We start from the raw sequence: 24,438 nt of genomic DNA, 5'->3' as shown, positions 1-24,438 counted from the left end.
GTTACATTTCAGCAATCCTGCCGACATGAACCCGCACTACGCAGGCCAGGTCCCATCCACCTCCGGCGCCTTTCCGCCGGATCACGCGGAGATCTTTCGAAATGACCCTTATCAACCGCCGCACTTTCGTCAGAGGCGCCGCCGTCGCCTCTCTGGCCGCGCCGCTCGTCTCGCGCGGGGCGCTGGCGCAGGGCTCGTCCGGCTCGGTCAATATCTTTGCCTGGGCCGGTTACGTCTCGGACGAACTGCTCGCGGCCTTCGAAAAGGCCACCGGCATCAAGGCCGTCTACACGCCCTACGGCACCAACGACGAGTTGCTGAACCAGATGCGGGCCTCGAACGGCTCGGGCTATGACATCATCTGGCCCTCGGTGGACCGGGTGCCGAATTACGTCGAATTCGGCCTGTTGCAGCCGATCGACGATTCCAAGGTGGAATGGGACCGCGTGCTGCCCTCGGCGGCGAAGAACTCGGAAACGCTCGGCGCGGTGGTGGATGGCAAACGCTACCAGGTGCCGACCGACTGGGGCACCGAGGCGCTGGCCTTCGATCAGAACGACATGCCGCTGGAATACGGCACCGCCTCTTACGGCGACATCTGGAAGCCCGAATCCGCCGGCAAGGCGACCGTGCGCGGCCATTCCTCGCTGGTCGGCCTGGCGCTCTGGCTGGAAAGCGAAGGGAAGCTGCCGCATCCCTTCATCGACAGCTACAAGGACGAAGCGGTGATGCGGGCGAATTTCGACGTGATCACCGCCGAGGCCATCGCGCGCAAGGGCAACATCATCCAGTTCTGGTCGAACGAGAACGAGGCCCAGGGCGCCTTCCGCACCAATGGCGCCAAGATCGGCCAGACCTGGGACAGCAGCGCCGCCGGCTTGCAGAAAGAGGGGCTGCCCGTCGGCTTCATCGCCCCGAAAGAGGGCGCGCTGGCCTGGATGGAGGGGATCTCGATCCCGGTGGGCGCCGCCAATATCGACCAGGCCTATGCCTTCCTGAACTGGCTGCTGACGCCCGAGGCGGGCGCGATGTATTCCACCCATACCTCGATCAACTCGACCGCCGTGGGCGCCGAGGCGCATCTGCCCGAGGCCTCGCGCAATTTCTTCGCTGCCGCCTATCCGGGCGATGCGCTTGAAAAGCTGTGGTGGTGGCCGATCCAGGAAAACTGGTATGTCGCCCTGCGCGGCGAATACCAGGACAAGTTCCTGTCGGCCTGAGCCCCTAATTGCTGGCCGCGGCGCCCCTTGCGCCGCGGCCGCCCCCTTTCAGCGAGAGCCCGCATATGTCGCATTCAGTCGATCTGATCGACGTCGAAATGGTTTTCGGCACCGTGCATGCCGTGCGCAAACTCTCGGCCCATATCGAGGCGGGCGAGTTCTTCTCGATCCTCGGCCCCTCGGGCTGCGGCAAGACCACGCTTTTGCGGCTGATCGCCGGGTTCAACGAGCCGACCAGCGGCAAGGTGCTGATCGGCGGCAAGGACATGGCCGGAATCCCGGCCGACCGCCGCCCCACCGCGATGATCTTCCAGTCGCTGGCACTGTTTCCGCTGATGCCGGTCTGGGAGAACATCGCCTTCGGGCTGGAGGCGCGCGGGGTGCCGAAGGCCGGGCGCCGCAAGAAGGCCGAAGAGCTGCTCGATCTGATCGCGCTGCCGGGCTACGGCAACCGCATGGTGCATGAGCTGTCCGGCGGCCAGCGCCAGCGGGTCGCCATCGCCCGCGCGCTGGCGGTCGAGCCGCAGGTGCTGCTGCTGGACGAGCCGCTCTCGGCGCTGGATCTGAAACTCCGCCAGCATATGCGGGCCGAGTTGCGCGCGCTGCAAAAGCGCACCGGCGTGACCTTCGTCTATATCACCCACGACCAGTCCGAGGCGCTGGCGATGTCGGACCGGGTGGCGGTGATGGAGGCGGGCGTGTTGCAGCAGATCGCGACCCCGCAAGAGCTTTACGCCAACCCGGCCACGCCCTTCGTCGCCCGTTTCATCGGCGAAACCAACGAGATCGCGGGCAAGGTCACCGGCGTTGAGAACGGCCTCGCCAGTATCGATACGGCGCAGGGCAGCTTCACCGCCCGCGCCGGTGCGGGCGTCACGGCAGGCGCAGCGGCCACCCTGTTCGTCCGGCCCGAAACCATGTCATGCAGCCGCATCGCCATGCCCAACAGCCTGCCCGCGAAAGCCGTCTCGCTGGAATATGAGGGCGCGCTGGCCATGCTGCGCGCCGAAACCGATCAGGGCCAGGTTCTGCTGGCCACCCTGCCGAACCGCCAGCTTGCCGACGCCCCGCAGCCGGGCGAGCGGATCTGGCTGAGCTTCGCCGCCGATGAGGCCCTGGTGATGGGCGCTGGTGATGGCCATGGCTGAGCTTATCAGACGCTTCGGCCCGGGCCTCGGCGGGGTGATCCTGATCCTCGTGGCGCTGTGGATCGTCGGGATGGTGCTGGCGCCCAATCTGATGATGCTGAACTTCTCGCTGAAGCCGAACCTCTTCCCGTCCGAGATCGGCGGGCCGAAGGATCAGTATACGCTGCTCAACTACACCGCGCTGTTTTCCGATCCGGTCCATCGGGCGATCTTTCTGAAAACCGTCTGGGGCTCGGCGCTGGTCACAGCGATCACGCTGGCGGTGACCTATCCGCTGGCGTTCTGGATGGCCAAGGTCGCCTCGGTGCGCGGCGCGCGGGCGATGCTGATCGCGCTGATCATCCCGTTCTGGATCAACGAAGTGCTGCGGACGCTTGCCTGGTATATCCTGCTCGCGTTCAACGGGCCGCTGAACATCTTCCTGCAAACGCTCGGGATCATCGACCAGCCGGTCCGCTGGTTCGGCGACACCGGCGTGCTGGCGGGGATGGTCTATGCCTATATCCTGTTCATGCTGTTCCCGATCTACAATTCGATCTCGACGCTGGAGACAGCGCAGATCGACGCCGCGCGCGACCTCGGCGCCTCGACCCTGCGCATCCACCGTCGCATCGTGATCCCCCATGCCAAGGCCGGGATCGCCACCGGCTGCGTCTTCACCTTCATGCTGGCGGCGGGCAGCTATGTCGCGCCGGCGCTGCTCGGCTCGCCCGGCTCGCGCTGGTTCACCGAGATCATCTACAACTGGTTCTTCGAGGGCGGGAACTGGAACCGCGGCGCGGCCTATGCGCTGATCCTGCTGGTTCTGTGCATGGCGGTGGTGCTGGCGGCGCTGCGGCTGTTCCGCGTCAACCTGGCGGATGTGGCGAAATGAGCGCGCAGGCCCCGCTCCACCGCCTCGCCGCGCTGCTGCCCCGGGTGCTGTTCGCGCTCTATATGGCGGCGTTCCTGATCTATCTGTTCCTGCCGCTGGCGATCATGTCGGCGGCAACCTTCAACACCTCGCGCTTTCCGACCGTCACCCCCTGGCTCGGCACGACCTTGCAATGGTTCCAGGCGCTCTGGAACGATCAGGCGATGTGGAAGGCGCTGTGGCTGTCGATCGGCATCGGCCTTGCGGTGGTGGCTTTCGCGCTTCCGGTCGGCACCGCCGCCGCGCTGTTCCTGACCAGCATGAACGCGCGGGCGCGCAGCTTCTTCTACGCGGTGATGGTCTCGCCCCTGCTGACGCCCGGGGTGGCCATCGGCATCGCCACGCTGATCCTGTGGCGCCAGGCGGGCGTCTCGGGCGGCACCATGCTGATCGTGCTGGCGCAATCCACCTTCATCACCGCCTATGTCATGCTGATGGTGGTCGCGCGGCTGCAACGGTTCGACCGCACACAAGAGGAGGCCGCGCTCGGCCTTGGCGCCTCGCGCTGGATGATCTTCCGCCGGGTGCTGCTTCCCTTCCTGAAACCGGCGCTGATCGCGGCGGGGTTCATCGCCTTCCTGCAAAGTTTCGAGAACTACAACACCACGCTTTTCGTGCGCGGCACCGACACGCCGCTGACGGTCTATATCGCGACCAAGGTCCGCACCGGCCTGACCCCCGCGGTCAACGCGCTGGCGCTGATCCTGATCGCGCTGACCCTGGTGACGGCGGTGGTTCTTGAACTCAGCCGCCGCCGGAAAGAGCGGCATCAGCCGGGCTGAGCCTCGCAAAGCAGAAGCAGTTTGCCCAGCGGCGCGTGGCTTTCCACGATGCGGTCGGTGTCGCGCAGGCAGGTGCCGGCGGGGGGTGAGAGCAGCCAGTAGCTTTGCAGCCCGGCCAGCTTTTCTTCGGGCAGCCAGGGCCAGATCTCGCGGCTGCCGATGGTCAGATGATCGGTCTGGCCAAACAGCCCGGCGCGGTCGAACCAGGTGCCGGTCAGCCGTTCCTTCAGCCGCAGCATCCCGTCGCGCACCGGCGGCTGGATGTCCAGCGCGGAGTAGCGCGGCACCCCGGGCAGATAGCGGCTGACGCCCCACAGATCGGGCACCCCTTGGGTGAACATCACCGCATCGGGCGCGGCGCGTTCCGCCCACAGCTCCGCCGCGCCACGGTAGCCCTCTTTTTCGAACCGCAGCGAAGAGTTCAGCCCCGCCACCGCGAACAGGGCCAGCGCCAGCACCGGCCAGCGGCCCCGGGCGAGTCCAAGCACGACGAAGGGCAAAAACAGCCCGAGGGTGCGATACATGAACACCGTCTTGACCGTCAGCGTCAGCGCCAGCAGCACCGCGAAGGGCAGCACCACCAGCCACAAGGCCATCGGCCGCGACCGCCCCGCCAGCAGCGCCGCCAGCACCAGGACCAGCGCCAGATAGCCCAACAGCTCCGGCGAGGGCGCGTGCATCCCGAGGAAGGTGATCGCCAGGTGGATGCCGAGGGTGGCCAGGTCGAAGCTCTCGATCCCCTCGGTCTGGCGGAAACTGCCGATACCCAGCGACCACAGCGAGGCCAAAGCCACCGGGATATAGTCCAGCACAAGGATCAGCGCCGCCCGCCGCCCATGCGCGCGGTAAAGCCGCACCAGCGCCTGGAAATACAGGAAGAACACCACGAAAAAGCCAAGCCCGTGGGTCAGCGTCGCCGCCAGCCCCAGAAGCAGCACCGCCACCCGCCCGCCGCCGCCCCGGCGGATACGGTTCTCCAGAAGATACCAGGCCCAGATGATCTCAAGGAAGAACAGCGCATACATCCGCAGGTTTTCCGCGAAGAACAGGCCGAGCGGCAGCACCGCCCAGAGCGCCGCCGCCCAGAGCCCGGTCTCGCGCCCGTAAAGCCGCCCGGCGACATGCCAGAGCGACAGGATCACGCAAAGATCCAGCAGCACGCTGTTCAACAGCAGCCAAAGGTCCGAGCCGCCCGCCAGCGCCCAGAGGTGCAGTTGCAGATAGTAAAGCGGCGGGTGGGTGTCGAACCGCGGCACCGCCAGCAGCAGATCCGGCAGCGGGCTTTGCGCCATTTGCGCCGAGAACACCTCGTCCAGCCACAGCGACGGGTCGCTCGTCACGTTCCAGAACCGCAGCATCACCCCGGCGAAGATCGCAAGGATCAGAACGGCTCTCAGGCCCTGGGTCATGGAACGCTTCCCTTTTACGCCGGTGGACAAGGCCCCCGGCATGTAACACTCTGGCCCGGCATCTCTCAACCGCGGGGCGGGGTCATGGCCCGGGCGCGGAAAAATTCTGGCGGAACGGCTTTATGGAACAGCGACCCAACCCCGGACTGATCTCGGTCGTCTGCCCCTGTTTCAACGAAGAGGACGGGCTGGCCGAGTTCACCGCCCGGATCGGAAGGGTGCTGACCCCCCTGGGCCAGGAGTATGAGATCGTCTTCGTCAACGACGGCAGCCGCGACGGCACGCTCGCGGTGATGCACGGGCTGGCCGCGCGCGAGGGCAATATCACCGTGGTCAACCTGTCGCGCAATTTCGGCAAGGAGATCGCGCTGACCGCCGGGCTGTGCCACGCCACCGGCGATGCGGTGGTGGTGATCGACGCCGACCTCCAGGACCCGCCCGAGTTGATCCCCGAATTCATCGCCCGCTACCGCGAGGGCTGGGACATCGCCTATGGCCGCCGCACCCTGCGCCAGGGCGACAGCTGGCTGAAACGCGCGACCGCCCATGGCTTCTACCGGCTGATGCGGCGCCTTGGCCCGGTGGATCTGCCGGAAAACGTGGGGGATTTCCGGCTGATGAGCCGCCGCTCGCTCGACGCGCTTTTGCAACTGCCGGAGACGCACCGCTTCATGAAGGGCCTCTTCGCCTGGATCGGCTTCCCCTCGGTCGCGGTGGATTACGTGCGAGAGCCGCGTTTCGCGGGCAAAACGAAATGGAACTACGTCAAGCTGATCAACCTCTCGATCGAGGGGATCACCTCTTACACCACCGCGCCGTTGCGGATGACCACCTGGCTCGGCTTCGTGCTGGCGCTGGCGGCTTTCGCGGGGGGCGGGTTCTATTTCATCCGCACGCTGATCTATGGCGAGGATGTCCAGGGCTTCCCGACCCTGTTCCTGACCATCCTGCTGCTTGGCGGCACGCAACTGATCGCGCTCGGGGTGCTCGGCGAATATCTCGGCCGGGTGTTCAACGAGACCAAGCGCCGCCCGCTGTTCCTGATCGAACAGGTGCGCTGGTCCGGGGCGGGCGCGGCGCGGCGCCCGGCAGAGGACCGCGCCGCGCATCTTTACGGCATTACCGGCGACGCGCGCGCGCTGACGGATCAGGCCGGTGCGAATTTCGCCAGATAGGCGCGGCCCAGTTCCGCCGAGACGCGGGCGAAATGCGGCGCCATCGCCTGGGGTTCGGGCGCCTCGATATGGCTGCCGATCCAGGCCAGCAGCGCCATGCGGCGCAGCATGATGAAGGTGTCGATCTCGCGTTCCTCGTCATCCGACAGCGCCCGGACCGAGCGGTAGCCCTTCACCCAGGCCGCGCGCAGGGCGGGCACCTGGGGGTGGTCTTCCATGAAGCTGATCCCGGCGGCGAAATCGTAAAGGAACCAGCCCAGCCCGCAATCGTCGAAGTCGATCAGCCGCGTGGTCTCGCCGTCGATCAAGAGATTGGCCAGCCGCATATCGGCATGGATCAGCCCGTAACGATCCGCCCCCTTGCCGAAGGCGGCGAGCCGGGCGCAGATCGTCGTCTCGACCTGTTCCAGCACCTCGCGCACCGCGGGGGTGACGTTCGGCGCATCGCGCCAGTTGCCCCAGTTCGCGCGCGGGCCGAAAACGGCATCGGTGTCCCAGACCAGCCGCTCCAGCGGTTCCGGCTTTTGCCAGGTCTGCGAATGGATATGGGTGCGCGCCGCGATGGCGCCGAGGCCCTCGAACGGCGCCACCAGATCCTCGTTCTCGTCGGGCTGGCGGCCTTCGGCGAACTGAAACATCACCATGAAGCGCGGTTCCGGCAGGCCGGGGGTGCGCCCCTCCTGCACCAGATCGCCGTTCCGCCCGGCAATGGGGGGCGGCGTCAGCACCATGCCGCTGTCGGACAAGGCCCGCGCCCAGGCCAGTTCCTGCCCGATCCCGCGGCGGCTGTGATAGGCCGGGCGGTGAATGCGCAGGACCGAGCGGAACTCCCCGGCCTCGACCAGATAAGTCGCGTTCTCCGAGACGTTGATCAGCCGCGCCGTCGCCCCCTCAGGCACCGGCCAGAGCGGCAGCGAGTCGTTGGCCAGCCGCTCCAGATGCTTCAGGATCTCCTGAAGCGGCATGGTGTCATGAGCCATGACTTTCCCCCCTCAGATCGATTCCAGAGCTTCCAGCGATTCCGGCAGGATCTGGCCGCCGTCGACGATGATCTGCTGGCCGGTGATATAGGCGGCCTCGTCCGAGGCAAAGAACAAAGCCGCATTGCCGATATCCTCGACATCGCCCAGCCGTTTCAGCGGGATCGAGGCGGCCATGGTCTTCAGGTAATCCTCGCCCAGCCCTTGCAGACCCTCGGTCACGATATTGCCCGGCATCACCGCGTTGATCGTGGTGTTGTAGCGCGACAGTTCCATCGCGGCGGTCTTGATGAAGCCAAGCTGCCCGGCCTTCGAGGCCCCGTAATGCGCCCAGCCCGGATAGCCCGTCACCGGCCCGGTGATCGACGAGGTGACGACCACCCGCCCGCGGCCCGCCTTTTCGAAATGCGGGATCGCGGCTTTGACGCAGAGGAAGGTCGAGCGCAGGTTGTTCGCCATCATCGCATCCCAGTCGGCGGAGGTCATGTCGACCATCTTCACCTGCGGGAAGGATCCGGCATTGGCGCAGACCACATGCAGCCCGCCCTGGGCCTCGGCCGCCTCATCGACCATGCGCTGCACCTGGTCGTAATCGCTCACGTCGCAGGTGGCGGCGCGGGCGGTGGCACCGGCGGCGTTCATCTCCTCCACCGCCGCATCCAGAGCGGCGCGGTCGCGGCCGACGATGGTCAGTTTGACGCCCGCGCGCGAGAACACCCGCGCGATGCCGCGCCCGATCCCTTTCGAGCCGCCGGTGACGATGACGCTGCGGCCTTTCAGTGATGTCAGCATGGTCTTTCTCCCTGTTATGGTTGGTCCGCGCGTGCTCAGGCGCGGCGGCGGGTCCAGCGGAAGACGAGGAACCCGATGGTCATCAGAAGCGCCGATCCCACCACCGACAGCACCCCAAGCGCCGGGATCTGCGGCGTGTAGCCCGAGACCATCCGCGCATAGAGCCATTTCGGCAGCGTCGAATCGACGCCGGTGGTGAACAGCGAAAGCGGGAAATTGCCCCAGGACAGCAGGAAGGCGAACAGCCCCGCCGAGATCACCCCGGGCATCAGCAAAGGCAGCGTCACCTCGCGCAGGATGGTCAGCGTCGAGGCCCCCATGTCGCGCGCGGCCTCTTCCAGCGCGGGGTCGAACCCATAGGCGCGGATGGCGATGATCAGCGTGGTGATCGGCGCGATCCACACCAGATGCGCGACCACGGCCGTTTTCCAGCTCGGCTGGATGCCAAGCGCCGAGAACCAGATCAAAAGCGCCAGCCCCAGGACCGTCTGCGGGAAGAAGATCGGCAGAAGGATCAGCTTCTGGAACAGGTTGCGGTATTTCCACTGGAACCGCGCGAAGGCCAGCGCGCCGAAGAAGCCGATCACCATCGACAGCACCGTGACCGAGACGGCGATCTTCAGCGATGTCAGCACCAGGTCGTGGACATTGGGGCTGGTGACGGCCTGGACCATCCATTCGCTGGTGTAGCGGTTGATCGGAAAGGTCAGATAGCGCGCTTTCGAGACCGAGGCGAAGCCGACCGAGACCAGCGGCAGATAAAGCACCGCGATGATCAGGAAACCGTAGAGGTAAAGCGCGATCCTTGTGGTGTTGGAAACGGGTTTCATCGCTTCCTCCCCATGATCGCATCCAGATTGATCCGGCTGATCGGCACCATGGCCAGGACCGCGACGATCACGATCAGCATCAGCGAGAGCGCCGAGCCGAGCGGCCAGTTCTGCCCGAAGGTGAAGGCGCTTTCCACATCGTCGGTCAGCACCACGACCGAGCGCCCGCCGAGGAGTTTCGCCTCGGCCACCGCGCCGGCGGACAGCACGAAGGTCAGGAGGCTGCCGACCATGATCCCGGGCGCGGCGAGCGGCATTTCGATCTCGAACAGGATCCGCGCCGGGCTGGCGCCAAGGTCCGAGGCCGCAAGCCGCGCGTCGTCGGGCACCAGCGAAATCCCCTGGGCCAGCGGGAACAGCATGAAGGGGAAATAGACGTAAGCCATGCCGAAGACGATCACCGGCCAGTCATAGAGCGGGCTCTCGAAGCTCAGCCCGGTCCAGGCGCGCAGATGGCCCTCGATCAGCCCGCCCTTCATCAGCGAAAGCGTCCAGCCGAACAGGCGGATGTTTTCCGAGACGAACAGGATCAGCACCACGGCCAGCGTGATCACCAGGGTGAAGCGGCCGAAGACCTTGGCCATGCCGTAAGCCAGCGGCCAGCAGACCACGAACAGGATCGCCGTGGTCAGGAACGCCAGCCCCAGAGAGCGCAGCAGCGATTTGTAATAGCCCTGCTCCCAGATCACCGCGAAGGACGAGAAATCCGGCAGATGCGCCAGCTCGAACACGCGCTGCGGCATGATGGCGAAGCCCGCCACCACGAACAAAGGCATGATGAAGCTGATCAGCAAGAGGACGATGATCGGCAGGCCGGTCAGAAAGCCGAGCCGGTGTTCAAGCCTTTCCATCGCCGCCCCCTTCCCCGGTTCCGGCGATCGGATGCACCGCATCGCGGTCCCAGCCCAAAGCCACCGGCGCGCCCGGGGCGCCGTGGTGCCGGGCCTCGAACGGGCGCTCGACGGTGATCACCATGCCGCCTTCGGTCTGCACCGAATACTGGATGCGCGAGCCGAGCGCGTATTCCGCCGCCATCTGGCCCTGCACGGTGAAATCGGCGCTTTGCCCAGGGGCCAGGAAACGCACCAGTTCCGGGCGCACCATCAGCGCGCCCTGCCATCCCGGGGCCAGCGTCAGCGCGCCGGGGGCGGCGGTGACACCCGCGCCCTGCCAGACCGGCTGGCCGGCGCCGTCCACCGCCAGGTCGAACAGATTCACCTCGCCCATGAAGCTGGCCACAAAACGGCTGACCGGGCGGGAGTAGATCTCTTCGGCGCTGGCGATCTGCTCGAACCGGCCGCGGCGCATGATGGCGATGCGGTCGGACATCACCATCGCCTCCTCCAGCGAATGGGTGATGTAGACGAAGGTCTTGCCGGTGCGGCCGTGCAGATCCTTCAGCTCTTTCTCCAGCGTCTTCCTCAGCCGGTAATCCAGCGCCGACAGGGGCTCGTCGAAGACGATGATCTCGGGATCGAAAGCCAGCGCGCGGGCCAGAGCCACCCGCTGCCGCTCGCCGCCGGAAAGCTGGCCGATCATCTTGCCGTAGTAATCTTCCGGCAACCGCAGGAGCCGCAGCAGCTCCAGCGCGCGGGCGCGGCGGTCTGCGGGCGTAACCTTTTTCAGCTTCAGCGGAAATTCGATGTTCTTCCCCACGCTCATATGCGGGAACAGCGCCAGCGACTGGAACACCATGCAGGTCGGCCGCTTGTTCGCGGGCACGGTGTCGATCCGGCTGCCGTTCAGGCTGATCGTGCCCTCGGTCACGTCGTCGATGCCGACGAGCAGCCGGATCAGCGTGGATTTACCGCTGCCCGAGGGGCCGACGATGGTCAGAAACTCGCCCTCGGCGATGTCGAGGCTGATCCGGTCCAGCGCGGTGAAGCGTCCGAAACGCTTGGTGACATTATCGATCCGCACGAAAGGCTGGACGAGCATCGGTCTCTCTCAATTGGGGCGGGAAAACCGCCTGCCGGGCGCGAAGAGCCCGGCAGGATGTTACGCGAGGCGCCGGGGCTCAGCCGCGGCGGGCAGCGACATAAGTCGCCAGCAGGGCGTCATACGAAGGCACCACATCGAATTCGAGGCAGCGCGCGAGTTCGGCTTCCAGCGTGTCGAACTGGATCGCCTCCAGCATCTCTTCGTCGAACAGCGCCATGACCTCCGGGTCGCCCATCTGGGCGATCGGATTGTAGGTGCCCTCCGAGAAGGCCACCGCCTTGCATATCTCGGGCTGCTGCACGAATTCGAGGAAATCCTCGGCCAGAGACGACGGATCGGGGTTGTTCACCGCCGAGGTCAGCTCGACCCAGACCACGCCGCCCTTGCCATCGACCGGCCCCGAGCGCGGCGTGATCGCGCGCACGAAGGTGGCCCCGTCATAGCGCGCGGGCGAGGCGGTATAGGTGCCGCCGGTGAAATAGGCGTCGATCTCGCCGTTGATCAGCGCGGTGTTCATCGCCACCAGATCGTCGGTCATCAGCTTGGCGCCGCCGACGATCTGCTTGCAGGTCTCGGCGAATTTTTCGGCATCCGCGCCTTCGACCGGCTGGAACGGGTTCAGCCCGGCGGCAAGACAAAGGTGGATCACGTTCCAGTTGTCGTAGGTGAGAAGCCCGTAGCGGCCCTTCATCGCCGGGTCGAAGAACAGGTTCCAGCCCTGTTCCTCGGCCGAGTCCTGGCTGATCTTGTCGGTATTGACCACGAAAGAGAACGGCCCGTAGCGCTGCGGCATACCCAGAAGATCGCCGTTGTCCGCGAAGGCCAGCGCATAGGGTTTCGCGAATTCCGGGGTCATCTTGTCGAACCAGGGCATGAACCGCTCTTTGCTCAGCGGTTTGATCAGGTTGTCGCGCAGGAGTTCCCCCCGCGCCCAGGGCTGGTTCACGTTGATCAGATCCCAGGTGCCGATCTCGCCCGCGCGCAGGCGGTTGATCATCTCGGGGTCCGAAGTGCCGCTTTCGGCGCGCACAGTGGCGCCGGGATGCGCGGCGCGGAACGGGTTCAGCACCGTGTCGGAATTGTAGCCTTCCCAGCAGAGGATATTGAGCTGATTGTTACGGTCAGCCAGGGCACGGCCAGGCAGCGAAAGGGCCGAAAGACCGGCCATACCGGCGGCTCCCAGCGAGAACTGTCTTCTCGTAATCATCTGTCTACTCCCATGTTGATGGCGTATCCGGGCGGTTGATCCGCCTCTCGCGTCGTGCTGCGGCCCCTTTTGCCGGTGGCCGCTTTCAGGTCATCTTCCCGTGATGGCCTCCAGCTTCGCGGTGATCGTGTCGCGTGCGATCCTCATGTCCTCCAGCGTGCCCGAGATGAACAGACGGCCGGTCGCACCCATCATCTGCACATCGTTGATCACGGCATTGGGCGCGGCCTTCTCGGCCTCGTTCGCGGCCACGCAGGCGAACAGCGCCGGGGCCATCTCGTAGATCAGGAGCGCCACGCCCGGCACCAGAATCGAGGCATCGCGCGAGCGGTTCAGGATGATAGCATGCTGATCCGACAGGTCTTCGATAATATCGTGATACAGGATCTGCGGCTTAAGCTGATCGCCGGGCTGCGCGCCGATGCCTTGCAGGATCGCCTCACCCGCGGCGGTCAGATCCTCCATCCGGTCGGAATGCAGCTCCAGCAGGCCGAACTGACGTTCGGTGTAAAGGATGCCCGGCTCCATCTCGGGCGCGGATTTCAGCGCGAGATCGGTTATCCGGTGGATCGCCAGCGCCGGCGAGACCTCGATGATCAGCGAATGCTGGCCCGCGAAGGGCGGGTATCCCCTCGCCCTGGTGGGCGAGGAAAGATAAGCCGCGAACTGGGGCTGAAGATCCTCGATGGGAAGATAGACGCGAAGCTCTGTCATGCCTCAGTTCCTCATGCGCGCGTCCGGGCCTCAGCCCTTCACCGCGTCGAAATGCTTGGCCAGGTCGGCATGCGGGCGCGGGATCACATGAACGGCGGTGACTTCGCCCACCGCAGCGGCGGCCTCTGCCCCGGCCTCGGTCGCGGCCTTGACCGCGCCCACATCGCCGCGCACCACCACCGAGACCAGACCGCCGCCCACTTCGTTGCGGGCGATGATCTCGACATTGGCGGCCTTGACCATGGCATCCGCAGCCGAGAGCGCGGGGACATAGCCTTTGGTTTCGATCATTCCGATTGCAAGATTAGCCATTTGAGAACTCCCTTACTTGCGTTTCGCTGCCGGTTTCCCGGCGGATTCTTCGTCGATCGAGCCGATGATCAGCGCGTCGATCGGGGCCTGACGGTCGGTGAACCATCCCGCCGCGACCGAGCCCTGCGTGACCAGCACCGCCTCGCCCTCGGCACAGCCCAGAGGGTCGAAGGCGATCAGCTTCGCCCCGGTTTCGGTTTCGACTTCCAGCAACGCCCCGGTGGGCAGCGTGCCGATATGGCGGGTGGACCAGAGCCTGCCGCTGACGCGCGCCCTTATCATGCCAGTGTCCTTTCGATCCTGATGCCGCGGCGGCGGGCCTCGTCGCCCGCAAGGGGCGTCAGCCGCGCGGTTTTTGTGATGCGCAGCCGCGGCTCGCCCTCGGGCACGGCGGCGATATCGCGTTCGGTGATCAGCCCCTTGCGCAGTTCCGGCACCGAAGGCGGCACGGTCGCGACCAGAGCCGCCGGCGGTGCCGCGCGCGGCGCGGCGGCGGGAACCAAAGCCGGGGCATATGCGGCGGTGTGCGCCGGAGCATAGCGGATCCGGCCCGCTTCCAGCGCGGAGACGAACCCCGGATCCTGCGCCCGGCGCGCGATGTTCAGCGCGAAAGCCGTCAGTTCCGCCTCATTGCCCACGGCGACCCGCTCGGCCTGCGTCCCGCCGAGAATCTCGGCGCGCAGAGCGGCGATCTCTTCCGAGAGCAGATCGCGGATCAGGGCGCGCAGATCGTTCATCCTGTCGCCCCCGCCTCGCGCAGGGCGCGCTCTGCCGCGTCGCGGGCATTGCGCACGTCGGCCTCGGTCCCGGCCAGATAGAGCCGCCCGTTCGCCCCGATCATCCGCATGTCGATGACCTTGATATCGGCCTCTTTCTCGGCCTCGTTGCAGGCAAGGATCGCATAAGCCGCGGGCTGGCATTCCAGGAGATAGACGCTCTCGCCGCCCAAAACCATCGAGCCGGTCTTGTTGCGGTTCATCAGGAAAGCGTGCTGGTCGTCGACCCGGGTGACGATTTTCGACGCCATAATCTTCGGCCGCTCGGCCTCGTCGCGTTTCTTGCCCATGGCGGCAAGCGCCGCCTCGGCCCCGGCCTGCACCTCGGCGGTGGAATAGGCGTGGAATTGCAGCGTGCCGAACTGGCGTTCGACCACCAGGAAGCCCGCCCGCACCTCGGCGCTTTTCAGCACGGTGTCGGTCAGCGCCTCGACATCCAGCCCCGGGGCGATCTCGATGATCTGCGCGGCCATCCGCGCGCGCGGCAGCGTGCCGCGCATCCAGGTCGACGTATAGGCAAGCGTCTGCGGCTGGAGCTGGTCGATGAAGATGAAGGCGCGAAGATCGGTCACGACTGGCCCCTGGTCAGTTCACGGAGTTCCTGAAGGATGAGCTGGCGCAGCATGTCGCGGTCCATCCCGGCATCATTGGCGGGTGCAGGCGCGGGGGCCAGCGTCACCGGCCGCGGCGCGGCGGGCGGCGGCGCGGAAGGCCCGTCGAACGGCGCGCGCACATCGGTGAAATCGCCCATCGGCACCGCGGCGTCCGAATTCCAGGCCAGCCGCGTCCAGTGCACCAGATGCTGCGGCCCGATGTTCTCGCCCACCGAGGACCGCCCGGCATAGCCGGTGCCGATCATGAACGAGGGCGCCAGATGCGTCGCGAACCCGGCCGCGCCTTGCGAGCACGGCGCGTTGACCACAACGCGATAGACCGGCAGCGCCGAGGCGAAATCCATCGCCTTCTGCGGATCCTCGCCGTGGAAGGCGGCGGAATGGCCCGCGCCGCTCATCCGCAGGATCATCTGCGCCATGCCGGTGGCGCGCTCGAACGTGCCCACGGTGGCCCAGGCCAGCACCGGGGCCAGCTTTTCCTTCGACAGGGGCTCGTCCAGCCCCACCACCTCGACCGGCGCGATCAGGATGCGGGTCGAGGGCACCACCCGGAACCCGGCCTGCGCCGCGATCCAGACCGCCGATTTACCCACGGCGGCGGTGTTCAGATGCCCCTCGGGGAACAGCCAGGAGCGCAGCTTCGCCACCTCGGCCTCGTTGCAGATATGCGCGCCGTTGGCGCGAAGCGCGCGCTCCAGCCGGCTGCGGTCCTGGTCGAGCGAGATCAGCACGCTCTCATTGGTGCAAAGCACCGAATTGTCGAAACTTTTCGAATCGACGATCCGCTTCGCCGCCGCGTTCTGGTCGGTGTCGGGATCCACATAGACCGGCGCATTGCCCGGCCCCACCCCGATCGCCGGATTGCCCGAGGCATAGGCCGCGCGCACCATCGGGCTGCCGCCGGTGGCCAGGATCACCTGCACCTTCGGGGACGCCATCAGCGCCTGCACCAGCGGGACCGAGGGCTCTTCGATGCACTGGATCAGCCCGGCGGGAGCGCCGGCCGCCACCGCCGCCGCCTCAAGCCGCACCGCCGCGTCATTGCAGCAGGCTTTCGCCATCGGATGCGGGCTGAAGATCACCGCGCTGCGCGACAGCACCGCGAGCAGGGTCTTGTAATACAGCGTCGAGACCGGATTGGTCGCCGGTGTCAGCGCCAGCACCACGCCCGCGGGCTTCGGGATCTCGACCATCTTGCGCGCCGGATCGACGCGCGGGTTCACCAGATCCATCCCCTCGTAGAAATCCACCAGCGGATGGGCGGAAAGCTCGTTCTTCAGCTTCTTGTGTTCCACCACGCCCATGCCGGTCTCGCGCACCGCCCATTCGGCATAGGTCTGCGCCGCCTGATGCGCGGCCTCGGCCACGGCGCGGGCGATCTTCATCACCGCCGCCCGGTCATAGCGCGAGAAGGCCCGCACCGCCCAGGTGGCGCGGTCGATCTTCATCCGCGCGATGGATTCGGCCCGGTCGGGGATCGCAAGGCGCGGGCTGTCGTCGTGAAGCTGAATCGGCATGACTTACCCCCGCCTCAGGCCGCCCGGCGCATGTTGCGCAGAAGCGCGCGCGCCCGCGGCATGGCCGCTTCCATCCGGTCGATGATTTCCTGGCAGGTGGCCGCATCCAGCAGTACCCCAGGCTTGAACTGCAACACGCGCTTGTCGAGCGAGGAGAAGATCGCCCAGACCCCGTGTTCATAAAGCGCCCGCGACACCGCCACCGCGCCCTCAGGGTGGTCGAATTCCAGCCCCAGGATCACGCCGCGCTGGCGGATGCCGACGAAGATGTCGGAATGCACCGCCATCATCTCGGAAAGGCTGCGGCGGAAGAACTCTGCCACGAATTGCACGTTCGAGATCACCTCGGGGCGCTGAAGCATGTCGATCACCTGATGGCCGACGATGCAGCCCAGTTCCGAGCCGCCCGAGGTCGAGATATGCGCCGCGCCGTCCTCATGCAGCCAGCCGCCGCATTTCTCGGTGACGACGCAGGCCGAGATCGGATAGATCCCGCCGCCCAGCCCCTTGCCGGTGACGAACATGTCGGGCTCCAGCCCGTAGCTCTGCCAGCCCCACATCGTGCCGGTGCGCATCAGCCCGGTCTGCACCTCGTCGGCGATGTAGAGCGTGCCGTAGCGGCGGCAGAGATCCTGGCAGGCTTTCAGATAGCCCTCGTCGGGCAGCGGGAAGCCGTAGGTCGCCGGAATGGTCTCGATGATGAAGGCGGCCACGTCGCGGCCGCGCAGAGCCCGGTCCAGCGCGTCGATGTCGTTGAACGGCACCTGGAGGAATTCGTCGGGCTTGTCGGCGAGGAAGATCTTCGAGAAACGCTCGTCCCCGGTGGCGACCGACAGGCCGGAATGGCCGTGGTAGCCTTTGATGATCGAGACGATCTTCTTGCGCTTTGTGGTATATCGGGCAGTTTTAAGTGCGATTTCCACAGCCTCGGCCCCGCCCGCGCCGAAGATGGCGTAGCGCATGCCGTCGGCGGTCTTGACCAGCTTCTCGGCAAAGGCGGAACGGGCGACCGAGGGGAACCAGTGGTTGCCCATGTCGAAATAGTCCAGCGCCGACTTCAGCACCGCGATCAGTTCGGGGTGGCGATGGCCGAAATTGTAAGTCCCGCCATTGAGATGCAGGTCGATCAGCCGCCGGCCGGACATGTCGTAAAGGAAGTATCCTTCGCGCCGGTCGATCACCAGGTCGATGCCCGCGTCCTGCCAGAACTTCGTCTTGCCGGGGTTCCAGTATTCCACGGCTTTGTCGAGCACTTCGGCCTTCGAATCGAAATTGAAGTATCCGTAGTTGAACACGAGCGCACCTCCGTTTGACCGGAGATTGTCACCACATCCTTCATCTGGCAACATATATTTGTTGCTAGTCGGGCATAAAATATGTTTGAAGGTTCGCAGCGGCGCTGCGATCCTGTGGCGAACCGCAAGATCAGAGACCCAGCCCCGTGAAATCAGTGAAGTCGCGCAAAGAGTTGCGGCAGAGCAGCATCCTCGCCGCGCTGGAAGGCAACCCGGCGCTGCGGGTGAACCAGCTGGCCGAGGACCTGTCGGTCTCGACCGAAACCATCCGCCGCGATCTGGCGGAACTGGATCACCTGGGCCGGCTCAGCCGCACCTATGGCGGCGCGGTCAGCGCCGCGAACCGATTCGAGCCGGCGCTGAACGACCGTCTGCTTCTGAAGGTGGCCGAGCGCCGCGCCATCGCCGGGCATGTGATGGAACTGGTGGCGGGGGAAGAGGCGCTGCTTCTGGGCGGCGGCGCCACCATGCTGCAATTCGCCCGCGCGCTGCGCGGCATCGACCGGCGGCTGACGGTGATCACCCCCACCTATCCGGTGGCGCTGGAACTCGCCGCCAATCCGCTGATCGAGATCGTGCTCCTGCCCGGCACGTTCGAGGCGCAGGAACGCATGGTCTGCGGCCCCGAGACGATCCGCGCGGTGGAGCGCTACCGCGCGCCGGTGGTGCTGATCGGCGCCTCGGGGCTGAACGGCGAGGGGGTAAGCGAGGCGATGCTGGGCGCGGGCGAGGTCTATGCCGCGATGCTGCGCAGCGCCGAGCGGTCCTTCATCCTGGCCGATCACGGCAAATTCGACAAACGCGCGCTGGTGCTGCTGACGCCCTGGCACGGGGCGATGACACTGGTCACCGACCAGGAGCCCGGGGGCGTGCTGCTGGCCGCGATCCGCAAGGGCGGCGCGGCGCTGTCGATCCCGGGGTCCGCTCATCGGCCCTGACGGGCCTCTTCGCTCAGCGATGACGCCCGTCAGGGCGGAAGAGCGGCCCGTGGCGCCCGCGTCAGTGCAGCTCGCGCGCCAGCGCCTGCAAGCGGCAGAAGGCGTGATAGCGCCGGTCGTGCAATGCGCCGATGTCGCCGCCCGCGGGCAGCGTCCCGGCCCCTGCCCGGCTCAGCCCGGACATGGCGGCGCGCATATTGGGAAACAGCCCGCCCGCCACCGCACCCAGCACGGCCGCGCCCAGGAGAACCGGCTCTTCCGCCTCGGGTGCCAGCACCGGCCGGCCGGTCGCGTCGGCAAGGATCTGGCGCACCAGCGCCGACTGCCCGGCGCCGCCGGAGATCACGATCTTCTCCACCTTCGCGCCCGCTTCATCCTGCGCCTCCAGGATCTGGCGCAGCCCATAGCCGATGCCGCACAACCCGGCGACGTAAAGCGCCAGCAGCGAATCGAGATCGCGCTCCATCCCCAGGCCCGAGATCACCGCCCGCGCATGCGGGTCGGCATGGGGCGCGCGGTTGCCGAGGAATTCGGGCACCACATGCAGCCGGTCCGCAAGCCGCACCGTGGCCGAGAGATCCGGCCCGCCGTCGCGCAGCCGTTCGGTCAGCCAGGCCGCCAGTGACATCCCCTCTTTCGCCGCCAGGATCGTCGCCTCGGCCTCGGCCGGATGCAGCGCCAGCAACTGGTCGATCGCCGCCCCCGCCGCCGACTGGCCGCCCTCATTCAGCCACATCCCCGGCACCATGGCGGAATAATACGGCCCCCAGACCCCGGGCACGAAAACCGGCGCCTCGGTCGAGGTCATGGTGCAGGAGGACGTCCCGAACACATAGGCCATATGGCTGGCCGGATCGCCGCCGATCCCCACCGTGCCGATGCCGCCCGCATGCGCGTCGATCATCCCGGCGCCGACCGGGGTGCCCTCGGCCAGGCCCAGTTCCTGGGCCGCGCGCGCGTTCAGCCCCCGGCCGAGCGGCGTTCCGGGCTCGACCACCTTCTGCCCGATCCGGGCGAATTGCTCTTCGGCCAGTTCCTCCAGCCCGATCTGGCGGAAATAGGACGGATCCCAGCGGTTCTCATGCGCGAGATAGGTCCATTTGCAGGTCACCGTGCAGGTGGAGCGCGCCAGATCGCCGGTCGCCTTCCAGGTCAGGAAATCCGCCAGATCGAAGAAGTGCCGCGCGGCGGCAAAGACCATCGGCCGGTGCTCCTTGAGCCACAGGAGCTTCGGCGTCTCCATCTCGGGCGAGATCCGGCCGCCGACCCAGGCCAGCACCGGATGGCCCATGTCGTTGATCCGCTCGGCCTGATCCACCGCGCGGTGATCCATCCAGACGATCACGTCGCGCGCCGGGTCTTCCGACGGCCCCACGGCCAGCGACGCGCCGCCCTCGCCCAGAACCACCAGCGAACAGGTGGCATCGAATCCGATCCCGGCGACCTGCGCGGGGTCGATCCCGGCCACAGAGACCGCCTCGCGCACCGCGGCGCAGACCGCATCCCAGATCTGGGCGCTGGATTGCTCGACCATGGCGCCCGGGCCGCGCCAGAGCGTGATCTCGCGCTTCGCCGCGGCCAGCATCGCGCCCTTGCCGTCGAACAGCCCGGCGCGGGCGCTGCCGGTGCCGACATCGACGCCGATCAGATAGCGGTCCATCCTCACCCCTCCCCTACAGATCGACGCTGTTCGGCAGGATCACCAGATCGCGGATCGTCACCCCTTTGGGCCGGGTCAGCATGAACAGAACCGCCTCGGCCACCTCAATGGGCTGCATCAGGCTGCCGTTGGCCAGCGCCTCCTCCATCTTCGCCTTCGGCCAGTCATCGAGCAGCGCCGTGACCACCGGCCCCGGCAGCACCGCGCCGACCCGCACCCCATGCGGCGCGACCTGGCGGCGGGTGGAGTGGACGAACGCCTGCACCGCGAATTTCGAGGCGGTGTAGATCGGCTCCCACACCACCGGCACCACGCCCGCAATGGACGAAGTGAACAGGATGTCGCCGGACTTTTGCGCGATCAGATGCGGCAGCACAGCATGGACCGAGCGGAACGCCGCGTTGATGTTGAGGTTCAGCATCCGGTCCCAGGCATCGGGGTCGCCCTCGGCCACCGGCCCGCCGATATAGGCCCCGGCATTGGCGTGGAACACGTCAAGGCCGCCCGCGAGGTCCAGAATCCGCGGCAGCATCCCCGAGACCTGCGGCCCATCCAGCAGATCCACCACCAGCGGCAGCGCGTTCGGCCCGATCCCGGCGCAAAGCGCGCGCAGACGGTCCTCGGCGCGGTCGATCATCACGACCTTCGCGCCTTCCGCCGCCAGCAGCCGCGCGCATTCGAGGCCGATCCCCGAGGCCGCGCCGGTGATCGCCGCGACCTTGCCCTTCATCCGTTCCGCCATGTCTTGCTCCTTCGGTCAGCCCCGGCCATGCGTCACACGCGATTGGCGGGCCAGAGAATCGACGATCACCGCAATGGCCAGCACGCCGCCGGTGATCATGTAACGCAGGCTCGACGACAGGTTCAGAAGCGTCAGCCCGTTCGAGATCGCCTGGATCACGATGATGCCCAAAAGCGCCGCCCAGGCCGAGCCGCGGCCGCCGAACAGGCTGGTGCCACCGATCACCGCCGCCGCGATGGCGTTCAGGTTCACATCGCCGGTGCCCGCCTGCTGGCTGGAAGACGCAAGCCGCGCCGCCGCCAGCACACCGCCAAGCGCCGCAAGCGTCGAGCATAGCATGAAGGCGGAATAATAGATCCGCCGCACGTTGATGCCCGAGCGCCGCGCCGCCTCGCGGTTGCCGCCGACGGCGAAAAGCGAGCGGCCCCATTTCGTCCGCGTCAGCGCATATTGCAGCACGACGACCAGCAGCGCGAACAGGCCGAACATCCACGGCACACCGCGCCCGAGGTTCAGATACCAGACCGCGAATTCCAGCGCCGCCGTCAGCACCCCGGCCTTGATCAGGAGAAGGCTCATCGGCTGCGCGGTCAGCCCCGCCGCGCGGCGCCGGGCAGCGGTGCCAAGCCCGGTCAGCAACAGCACGATCCCCGGCAGCAGCGCCACCGCATGCGAGAACCAGGCCGGCATCACCATAAGCTGGCCGAACCGCACCAGCGGCGAGGCATAGGGCAGGTTGATCGAGCCGGTCGGCCCGAGGATGTAGAGTTGCATCCCCAGGATCGCGAGCAGCCCCGCCAGCGTCGCGATGAAGCTGGGCATCCCCAGCCTCGTGTAAAGCGTGGCGTAGATGAAGCCGATCACCGCCCCGGCGATCAGCGCCGCGCCGATGGCGACCGGGATCGGCCAGCCCATGTTCACCCAGAGCACGCCGACCATGGCCGAGGCGAGCCCGCTCATCGAGCCCACCGACAGGTCGATCTCGCCCAGCATCAGCACACAGACGATGCCCAGCGAGATCACCCCCACCGTGGCGCAGTCAAAGAGCAGGTTCACCAGGTTGTTCGGCGCCAGGAACACCGGGTTCAGCATCGAAAACACCACCGAGATCACCACCAGCCCCACGGCGACCGGCAGGATCCCCAGATCGCCCGAGCGCACCCGGTCGAGGAAACCGCGCAGCGCGCCCGCGATGCTGTCGTCGTTCCTGACCCGCTCGTCGGCGCGGTCCAGGGCTTTGGGGGCGAGAGGTTTTTGCGGCTGGTTGCTCATTCCGTCACCTCGGCGGCCTTGCGGCTTTCGCGGCGCGAGACCGCGTTCTCCGTCGCCCCGGTGATGGCGGCGACCAGTTCGTGATTGCTGGCGTCGGGGGTGAACACGCCGTTGTTCCGCCCGAGCCGCAACACGACGATGCGGTCGGCGACGGCGCGCACATCCTCCATATTATGGCTGATGATGATCACGCCGAGGCCGCGGTCGCGCACCCGCTCGATCAGGTTCAGCACCTCGGCGGTCTGCGCCACGCCCAGAGCCGCGGTCGGCTCGTCCAGCATGATGACCTTGGGCGACAAGAGCAGCGAGCGCGCGATGGCCACGGTCTGGCGCTGCCCGCCGGAAAGCGAGGCGACCGGCTCGCGCACCGAGGGGATGCGGGCGGCGAGTTCGCGCAGCAGCGTCCAGGCCCGGACCTCCATCTGCACCTCGTCGAGCTGCCAGGGGTTCATCTCATGGCCAAGGAACAGGTTCGCCACCACGTCGAGATTCTCGCAGAGCGCGAGATCCTGGAACACCGTGGCGATCCCGAGGTTCAGCGCCGCCGCCGGGCTGTCGAGCGTGACCTCGCGGCCCATGAATTCGACCGTGCCCGCCGTGGGCTGGTGCACCCCGGCCAGCACCTTCACCAGCGTCGATTTCCCGGCGCCGTTGTCGCCGACCAGCGCCACCACCTCGCCGGCATGGACATCCAGCTCGATGTCGGTCAGCGCCGAGACCGCGCCGAATTTCTTCGATATGCCGCGCAGGCTGAGCAGCCGCTCACCCGCCCGCCCTGTTTCATTCCCGCTCATGACCGCGCCTTTTTCGGATGGGGCATCCGGCCGGACTGAGCCCGGCCGGACAGGACAAGTGGCAGCGCCACCCCGAAGGGTTACTGGGTGATCCCCAACTCCTGGCAGCCGGCGGCATATTCGCCGGTGCAGATCTGATCGGCGGTCTGGATGCCGGCATCAAAAATCTCGGCCTTGATGTTCTCGCGCGTCACCACGGCGGGCACGAACAGCTCCGAGGGGGTCTCGTAGAGCGTGGTCTTCGCCTCGGGCGTCTCGCCGTTCAGGAACTGCACCACGATATTCGCCGCCGCCGCCGCCACGATCTCGGAAGGTTTCGAGATGGTGTTGTACTGATCGCCCGAGATGATCAGTTGCAGCGCCGCGATGGTCGCGTCGTTGCCGGTCACCGGCGGAACCGGATCGACGCCCGCCGCCTTGAAGGCCGCGACCGCGCCACCGCCGGTGCCGTCGTTCGCGGCCACCACGCCCTTGATCTGATCGCCGAAGCGGGTGATCTGGCCCGCCGCCCATTCCTGCGCGCGCGGCGGCGCCCAGTCGGGCGTGTCGAACTCGGCCAAAGTCTCGTAGGGCGATTCGGCCAGCGCGCGATGCACGCCGTCGCGGATCAGCCCGGCGGCCGCATCGGTGGGCGAGCCGTTGATCTGCAACACGCCCGAGCCGTCCGGAATCCCTTCGGCCTTCATGTGATCGACCAGCGATTTCGCGATGGCATAGCCGATGCCCTCGTTGTCGAAGGAAACGTAGTAATCGGCGGGCGCGCCGGGGATCGGCCGGTCATAGGCGATGACCTTCACGCCCTGCGACTGCGCCAGCGTCACCAGCCCGGCGGCGGCGGCCGAATCGACCGGATCCAGCACGATCACCTTGGCGCCCTGGGTCAGCAGCGCGTTGAACTGCTGCTGTTGCAGCGCAACATCGGCATTGGCGTTCTGATAGATCACCTCGCAGGAGGGGCAGAGCTTTTCCATCCCGGCCCTGAAGCCGGGGAAGTCGTGCTCTTCGTAGCGGGTCGAGGCCTGGTCGGGCATCAAAAAGCCGACGAGGCCCGAGGGTTCGGCCAGCGCGGCGGTTCCCATCACGGCGCTCAGGGCGGCCGCCGACAGGGTGCGGGCGGTCAGGGCGTTCAGTTTCATCAGGGTTTCTCCTCCCGTTCATGCGACAGACCGGCCGCCCGTCCCGGGAAGTCGAACCGGGGCCCCGCGCCTCCCCGGACGCAACGCACCGGCGCAGCCGGACAAGGGGCGGCACAGGCCGCCGCATCCGGTTCCGCGCATTCCTCCCCCGGGCCGTATTCAGACGAACATTCAGATGAACATTCAGATGAACATTCAGTCGAATCGGCCGTGTTCCATCGGTTGCGCAACGATGCTCAACCGATGGAGCAAACTTGCGCCATGGCGGGAT

Annotated in this window: 25 protein-coding genes; 6 read left to right on the top strand and 19 right to left on the bottom strand. The window is 66.8% G+C overall.

Translation table 11 applies throughout. The features are described from left to right. Positions 1 to 101: 101 nt before the first annotated feature. The 4 genes from XINFAN_RS05390 (at position 102) to XINFAN_RS05375 (ending at position 4,063) form a co-directional block, all read left to right on the top strand. Complete coding sequence (locus XINFAN_RS05390; RefSeq protein WP_124085456.1) at positions 102 to 1,220, top strand: extracellular solute-binding protein; 1,119 nt, start codon at positions 102 to 104, stop codon at positions 1,218 to 1,220. Positions 1,221 to 1,285: 65 nt separating this feature from the next. After that, a complete protein-coding gene (locus XINFAN_RS05385; RefSeq protein WP_124085455.1) occupies positions 1,286 to 2,368 on the top strand; it encodes an ABC transporter ATP-binding protein in 1,083 nt (360 codons plus the stop codon). Further along, positions 2,361 to 3,242, top strand: a complete 882-nt coding sequence (locus XINFAN_RS05380) for an ABC transporter permease (protein WP_124085454.1) — start codon at positions 2,361 to 2,363, stop codon at positions 3,240 to 3,242. Before XINFAN_RS05385 ends, XINFAN_RS05380 begins: the two co-directional genes overlap by 8 nt. After that, a complete protein-coding gene (locus XINFAN_RS05375; RefSeq protein WP_124085453.1) occupies positions 3,239 to 4,063 on the top strand; it encodes an ABC transporter permease in 825 nt (274 codons plus the stop codon). Before XINFAN_RS05380 ends, XINFAN_RS05375 begins: the two co-directional genes overlap by 4 nt. Here XINFAN_RS05375 and XINFAN_RS05370 read toward each other — a convergent pair. Continuing rightward, positions 4,051 to 5,472, bottom strand: coding sequence for a glycosyltransferase family 39 protein (locus tag XINFAN_RS05370; RefSeq protein WP_160144544.1), 1,422 nt, complete (start codon positions 5,470 to 5,472; stop codon positions 4,051 to 4,053). The two genes, XINFAN_RS05375 and XINFAN_RS05370, sit on opposite strands and share 13 nt — an antisense overlap. 122 nt (positions 5,473 to 5,594) lie before the next feature. Here XINFAN_RS05370 and XINFAN_RS05365 point away from each other — a divergent pair, with 122 nt between their 5' ends. Beyond that, positions 5,595 to 6,647: a glycosyltransferase family 2 protein gene (locus XINFAN_RS05365; RefSeq protein WP_124085451.1), complete on the top strand. Its 1,053-nt coding sequence runs from the start codon at positions 5,595 to 5,597 to the stop codon at positions 6,645 to 6,647. Here XINFAN_RS05365 and XINFAN_RS05360 read toward each other — a convergent pair. The 13 genes from XINFAN_RS05360 to XINFAN_RS05300 form a co-directional block, all read right to left on the bottom strand. Next, positions 6,620 to 7,627 (bottom strand): phosphotransferase enzyme family protein, encoded by a 1,008-nt coding sequence (locus tag XINFAN_RS05360; RefSeq protein WP_199286368.1) that lies wholly within the window; start codon positions 7,625 to 7,627, stop codon positions 6,620 to 6,622. The genes XINFAN_RS05365 and XINFAN_RS05360 overlap by 28 nt on opposite strands. Positions 7,628 to 7,639: 12 nt before the next feature. Beyond that, positions 7,640 to 8,419 carry a 3-oxoacyl-ACP reductase FabG gene (gene fabG / locus XINFAN_RS05355; protein ID WP_124085450.1) on the bottom strand — a complete coding sequence of 260 codons (780 nt, stop codon included), beginning with the start codon at positions 8,417 to 8,419 and terminating at the stop codon, positions 7,640 to 7,642. Between the two features lie 35 nt (positions 8,420 to 8,454). Continuing rightward, complete coding sequence (locus XINFAN_RS05350) at positions 8,455 to 9,249, bottom strand: ABC transporter permease (protein WP_124085449.1); 795 nt, start codon at positions 9,247 to 9,249, stop codon at positions 8,455 to 8,457. After that, positions 9,246 to 10,100, bottom strand: a complete 855-nt coding sequence (locus XINFAN_RS05345; protein WP_124085448.1) for an ABC transporter permease — start codon at positions 10,098 to 10,100, stop codon at positions 9,246 to 9,248. Before XINFAN_RS05345 ends, XINFAN_RS05350 begins: the two co-directional genes overlap by 4 nt. Then, complete coding sequence (locus XINFAN_RS05340) at positions 10,087 to 11,187, bottom strand: ABC transporter ATP-binding protein (protein WP_124085447.1); 1,101 nt, start codon at positions 11,185 to 11,187, stop codon at positions 10,087 to 10,089. The genes XINFAN_RS05345 and XINFAN_RS05340 overlap by 14 nt, the downstream gene beginning before the upstream one ends. 79 nt (positions 11,188 to 11,266) lie before the next feature. Next, positions 11,267 to 12,397, bottom strand: a complete 1,131-nt coding sequence (locus tag XINFAN_RS05335; protein ID WP_124085446.1) for an ABC transporter substrate-binding protein — start codon at positions 12,395 to 12,397, stop codon at positions 11,267 to 11,269. Between the two features lie 90 nt (positions 12,398 to 12,487). Next, positions 12,488 to 13,111, bottom strand: a complete 624-nt coding sequence (locus tag XINFAN_RS05330) for a microcompartment protein (protein WP_124085445.1) — start codon at positions 13,109 to 13,111, stop codon at positions 12,488 to 12,490. A gap of 30 nt (positions 13,112 to 13,141) precedes the next feature. Next, positions 13,142 to 13,423, bottom strand: a complete 282-nt coding sequence (locus XINFAN_RS05325) for a BMC domain-containing protein (protein ID WP_124085444.1) — start codon at positions 13,421 to 13,423, stop codon at positions 13,142 to 13,144. 12 nt (positions 13,424 to 13,435) lie between these two features. Next, positions 13,436 to 13,705 carry a EutN/CcmL family microcompartment protein gene (locus XINFAN_RS05320; RefSeq protein WP_124085443.1) on the bottom strand — a complete coding sequence of 90 codons (270 nt, stop codon included), beginning with the start codon at positions 13,703 to 13,705 and terminating at the stop codon, positions 13,436 to 13,438. After that, entirely contained in the window at positions 13,702 to 14,160 is a 459-nt protein-coding gene (locus XINFAN_RS05315) for a hypothetical protein (protein WP_124085442.1), read from the bottom strand. The genes XINFAN_RS05320 and XINFAN_RS05315 overlap by 4 nt, the downstream gene beginning before the upstream one ends. After that, positions 14,157 to 14,771, bottom strand: a complete 615-nt coding sequence (locus XINFAN_RS05310) for a BMC domain-containing protein (RefSeq protein ID WP_124085441.1) — start codon at positions 14,769 to 14,771, stop codon at positions 14,157 to 14,159. Before XINFAN_RS05310 ends, XINFAN_RS05315 begins: the two co-directional genes overlap by 4 nt. Beyond that, the gene (locus XINFAN_RS05305) at positions 14,768 to 16,330 is read right to left on the bottom strand and encodes an aldehyde dehydrogenase family protein (protein ID WP_199286367.1); all 1,563 of its coding nucleotides are present in this window, start codon (positions 16,328 to 16,330) and stop codon (positions 14,768 to 14,770) included. The genes XINFAN_RS05310 and XINFAN_RS05305 overlap by 4 nt, the downstream gene beginning before the upstream one ends. A 14-nt stretch (positions 16,331 to 16,344) precedes the next feature. Next, positions 16,345 to 17,625: a class-III pyridoxal-phosphate-dependent aminotransferase gene (locus XINFAN_RS05300; RefSeq protein WP_124085440.1), complete on the bottom strand. Its 1,281-nt coding sequence runs from the start codon at positions 17,623 to 17,625 to the stop codon at positions 16,345 to 16,347. 146 nt (positions 17,626 to 17,771) lie between these two features. On the opposite strand from XINFAN_RS05300, the gene XINFAN_RS05295 reads away from it, so the two are divergent. Continuing rightward, positions 17,772 to 18,563: a DeoR/GlpR family DNA-binding transcription regulator gene (locus tag XINFAN_RS05295; protein ID WP_124085439.1), complete on the top strand. Its 792-nt coding sequence runs from the start codon at positions 17,772 to 17,774 to the stop codon at positions 18,561 to 18,563. Between the two features lie 61 nt (positions 18,564 to 18,624). Here XINFAN_RS05295 and XINFAN_RS05290 read toward each other — a convergent pair whose 3' ends face one another. The 5 genes from XINFAN_RS05290 to XINFAN_RS05270 all read right to left on the bottom strand — a co-directional run bounded on the left by XINFAN_RS05290 (position 18,625) and on the right by XINFAN_RS05270 (position 24,167). Continuing rightward, entirely contained in the window at positions 18,625 to 20,223 is a 1,599-nt protein-coding gene (locus XINFAN_RS05290; RefSeq protein ID WP_124085438.1) for an FGGY-family carbohydrate kinase, read from the bottom strand. A gap of 13 nt (positions 20,224 to 20,236) precedes the next feature. Next, a complete protein-coding gene (locus XINFAN_RS05285; RefSeq protein WP_124085437.1) occupies positions 20,237 to 20,965 on the bottom strand; it encodes an SDR family oxidoreductase in 729 nt (242 codons plus the stop codon). Positions 20,966 to 20,980: 15 nt separating this feature from the next. Next, positions 20,981 to 22,237, bottom strand: a complete 1,257-nt coding sequence (locus XINFAN_RS05280; RefSeq protein ID WP_124085436.1) for a sugar ABC transporter permease — start codon at positions 22,235 to 22,237, stop codon at positions 20,981 to 20,983. After that, entirely contained in the window at positions 22,234 to 23,031 is a 798-nt protein-coding gene (locus XINFAN_RS05275) for an ATP-binding cassette domain-containing protein (RefSeq protein WP_124085435.1), read from the bottom strand. Before XINFAN_RS05275 ends, XINFAN_RS05280 begins: the two co-directional genes overlap by 4 nt. Positions 23,032 to 23,111: 80 nt before the next feature. Further along, the gene (locus XINFAN_RS05270; RefSeq protein WP_233352128.1) at positions 23,112 to 24,167 is read right to left on the bottom strand and encodes an ABC transporter substrate-binding protein; all 1,056 of its coding nucleotides are present in this window, start codon (positions 24,165 to 24,167) and stop codon (positions 23,112 to 23,114) included. Positions 24,168 to 24,438: the final 271 nt, after the last annotated feature.

The sequence above is a fragment of the Pseudogemmobacter humi genome (genome assembly GCF_900609055.1).
Classification (GTDB): Bacteria; Pseudomonadota; Alphaproteobacteria; order Rhodobacterales; family Rhodobacteraceae; genus Pseudogemmobacter; species Pseudogemmobacter humi.
This window is presented reverse-complemented; position numbering and strand designations above follow the sequence as displayed.

Coding starts and splice junctions, on each gene's coding strand:
- XINFAN_RS05390 (WP_124085456.1), top strand. CDS start 102: ATGACCCTTATCAACCGCCGCACTTTCGTCAGAGGCGCCGCCGTCGCC.
- XINFAN_RS05385 (WP_124085455.1), top strand. CDS start 1,286: ATGTCGCATTCAGTCGATCTGATCGACGTCGAAATGGTTTTCGGCACC.
- XINFAN_RS05380 (WP_124085454.1), top strand. CDS start 2,361: ATGGCTGAGCTTATCAGACGCTTCGGCCCGGGCCTCGGCGGGGTGATC.
- XINFAN_RS05375 (WP_124085453.1), top strand. CDS start 3,239: ATGAGCGCGCAGGCCCCGCTCCACCGCCTCGCCGCGCTGCTGCCCCGG.
- XINFAN_RS05370 (WP_160144544.1), bottom strand. CDS start 5,472: ATGACCCAGGGCCTGAGAGCCGTTCTGATCCTTGCGATCTTCGCCGGG.
- XINFAN_RS05365 (WP_124085451.1), top strand. CDS start 5,595: ATGGAACAGCGACCCAACCCCGGACTGATCTCGGTCGTCTGCCCCTGT.
- XINFAN_RS05360 (WP_199286368.1), bottom strand. CDS start 7,627: ATGGCTCATGACACCATGCCGCTTCAGGAGATCCTGAAGCATCTGGAG.
- fabG (WP_124085450.1), bottom strand. CDS start 8,419: ATGCTGACATCACTGAAAGGCCGCAGCGTCATCGTCACCGGCGGCTCG.
- XINFAN_RS05350 (WP_124085449.1), bottom strand. CDS start 9,249: ATGAAACCCGTTTCCAACACCACAAGGATCGCGCTTTACCTCTACGGT.
- XINFAN_RS05345 (WP_124085448.1), bottom strand. CDS start 10,100: ATGGAAAGGCTTGAACACCGGCTCGGCTTTCTGACCGGCCTGCCGATC.
- XINFAN_RS05340 (WP_124085447.1), bottom strand. CDS start 11,187: ATGCTCGTCCAGCCTTTCGTGCGGATCGATAATGTCACCAAGCGTTTC.
- XINFAN_RS05335 (WP_124085446.1), bottom strand. CDS start 12,397: ATGATTACGAGAAGACAGTTCTCGCTGGGAGCCGCCGGTATGGCCGGT.
- XINFAN_RS05330 (WP_124085445.1), bottom strand. CDS start 13,111: ATGACAGAGCTTCGCGTCTATCTTCCCATCGAGGATCTTCAGCCCCAG.
- XINFAN_RS05325 (WP_124085444.1), bottom strand. CDS start 13,423: ATGGCTAATCTTGCAATCGGAATGATCGAAACCAAAGGCTATGTCCCC.
- XINFAN_RS05320 (WP_124085443.1), bottom strand. CDS start 13,705: ATGATAAGGGCGCGCGTCAGCGGCAGGCTCTGGTCCACCCGCCATATC.
- XINFAN_RS05315 (WP_124085442.1), bottom strand. CDS start 14,160: ATGAACGATCTGCGCGCCCTGATCCGCGATCTGCTCTCGGAAGAGATC.
- XINFAN_RS05305 (WP_199286367.1), bottom strand. CDS start 16,330: ATGCCGATTCAGCTTCACGACGACAGCCCGCGCCTTGCGATCCCCGAC.
- XINFAN_RS05290 (WP_124085438.1), bottom strand. CDS start 20,223: ATGGACCGCTATCTGATCGGCGTCGATGTCGGCACCGGCAGCGCCCGC.
- XINFAN_RS05285 (WP_124085437.1), bottom strand. CDS start 20,965: ATGGCGGAACGGATGAAGGGCAAGGTCGCGGCGATCACCGGCGCGGCC.
- XINFAN_RS05280 (WP_124085436.1), bottom strand. CDS start 22,237: ATGAGCAACCAGCCGCAAAAACCTCTCGCCCCCAAAGCCCTGGACCGC.
- XINFAN_RS05275 (WP_124085435.1), bottom strand. CDS start 23,031: ATGAGCGGGAATGAAACAGGGCGGGCGGGTGAGCGGCTGCTCAGCCTG.
- XINFAN_RS05270 (WP_233352128.1), bottom strand. CDS start 24,167: ATGAAACTGAACGCCCTGACCGCCCGCACCCTGTCGGCGGCCGCCCTG.